The 992-nt window shown below is 35.6% G+C and carries 1 protein-coding gene; it reads right to left on the bottom strand.

Annotated features, from left to right (window positions below; all coding sequences use genetic code 11):
• Positions 1-63: 63 nt before the first annotated feature.
• Positions 64-768: a Bax inhibitor-1/YccA family protein gene (locus CP357_RS09920; RefSeq protein WP_025005413.1), complete on the bottom strand. Its 705-nt coding sequence runs from the start codon at positions 766-768 to the stop codon at positions 64-66.
• Positions 769-992 lie beyond the last annotated feature (224 nt).

Here is a 992-nt window from a genome sequence, read left to right as displayed (position 1 = left end):
AGAGTTGGATTGATCGTCTTTCAGTATCTAAGGGTTAGTTTTTTCCCAGACACTTTATTGATATTAGTCGCGATCTCCGCCCATGCCAAAAATTTGAAGCAAGAACAAGAAGATGTTCACGAAATCTAAGTAAAGTTGCAATGCACCAAGTACAGCTAAACCATTGGTTGAAACTTGACTGCCATAGTTGTTGTAAATTGCCTTCATCTTTTGTGCATCATAAGCAGTTAACCCAGTGAAGATCACTACACCAATGATTGAAAAGACGAAACTTGCAACGGAATTGCGCAAGAAAATGTTAACGACCATCGCAACTATTAAACCGATTAAGGCAGCTCCTAAGTAAGAACCCATGTTGTTTAAGTTCTTCTTAGTGAATGTACCAAAGATAGCCATTGCACCGAATACAGCCGCAGATGATACAAATGCTGTACCGATTTGAGCTTGGGTGTAGAAGCCAGCTAGAAGTGCAAATTCAAAGCCATAGATTACGGCTAAGATCATTAACATTACAAAGCCAGCAACAGGATTTCTAGTAGCTTTAAAATTGATGCCCAATGATAAACCAATTGGAACAAAAAGAATAATCCACATCATTGCAGGTGGCATTTGCATCACTGCTGATCTAAAGACAGTCATGGTCAAAAATGCGGCAATAGCTGAAACTAAAACAGATAGTCCCATGTAGCCATACATTTTTGAAAGAAAACCGTTAACTTCTGCAACGTCATGAATTTCACGACGTCCAGGATTTGAAAAGTTATCCATATTGTATGTCACTCTTTCTTTTATTTAGTTGTCTTAATATATTTTAACGTATTTAGAAAAAAAGTGTAGTATTGCCGTTTATAGAGTTAGTTTTTAAGGTTTTCTTATGATTGTTATAGCTAGAGCAAATAAGTTTTGTAGTGTGTTCTTTTCCCGTATAGTTAAATTAAGTCATGTGGTGATAAGTCAATGTAAATTGTAAATTTTATTTTTAATTAGTTTGT

It is taken from the genome of Lactobacillus sp. UMNPBX6, from assembly GCF_002553975.1.
GTDB lineage: Bacteria > Bacillota > Bacilli > Lactobacillales > Lactobacillaceae > Lactobacillus > Lactobacillus gallinarum.
The sequence above is the reverse complement of the archived record's forward strand: the minus strand, read 5'-3'. Positions and strand labels throughout refer to the sequence as shown.

Coding starts and splice junctions, on each gene's coding strand:
- CP357_RS09920 (WP_025005413.1), bottom strand. CDS start 768: ATGGATAACTTTTCAAATCCTGGACGTCGTGAAATTCATGACGTTGCA.